The sequence below is a fragment of the Holdemanella biformis DSM 3989 genome, from assembly GCF_000156655.1.
Taxonomy (GTDB): domain Bacteria; phylum Bacillota_I; class Bacilli_A; order Erysipelotrichales; family Erysipelotrichaceae; genus Holdemanella; species Holdemanella biformis.
Genome location: NZ_DS996879.1, coordinates 1 through 645, shown reverse-complemented (window position 1 = coordinate 645; position 645 = coordinate 1). Strand labels below are relative to the sequence as shown.

General features: G+C 44.8%; 1 protein-coding gene. It reads right to left on the bottom strand.

The window, feature by feature from the left end; genetic code table 11:
* Positions 1–645 (bottom strand): hypothetical protein (locus EUBIFOR_RS13195; RefSeq protein ID WP_003866345.1); only part of this gene is annotated, 645 nt, incomplete at both ends.

The following is a 645-nucleotide window of genomic DNA, read 5'->3' as shown; positions in this document are numbered from 1 at the left end:
TGCTTCGACATCAGCAAGTACAAGTGCTTCAACTAGTGCATCTACATCAGCTAGTACTTCAGCATCAACAAGCGCATCTACAAGTGCTTCAACTAGTGCAAGTACATCGGCATCAACAAGTGCTTCTACATCAGCTAGTACATCGGCATCAACAAGTGCTTCTACTTCAGCAAGTACATCGGCAAGTACTTCTGCTTCAACTAGTGCAAGTACATCGGCATCTACAAGCGCCAGCACATCAGCAAGTACTTCTGCTTCAACTAGTGCAAGTACATCGGCTTCAACAAGTGCAAGCACATCTGGATCAACAAGTGCTTCAACTAGTGCAAGTACATCGGCATCAACAAGCGCTTCAACTTCAGCTAGTACTTCGGCTTCAACAAGTGCTTCAACTTCAGCAAGTACAAGTGCTTCAACTAGCGCAAGTACTTCAGCTTCAACAAGTGCTTCAACTAGTGCAAGTACATCTGCTTCAACTAGTGCTTCTACAAGCGCAAGTACATCGGCATCAACAAGCGCAAGTACTTCGGCAAGTACTTTGGCATCAACAAGTGCTTCTACATCAGCTAGTACTTCAGCATCAACAAGTGCTTCAACTAGTGCAAGCACATCAGCAAGTACTTCTGCTTCAACTAGTGCAAGTAC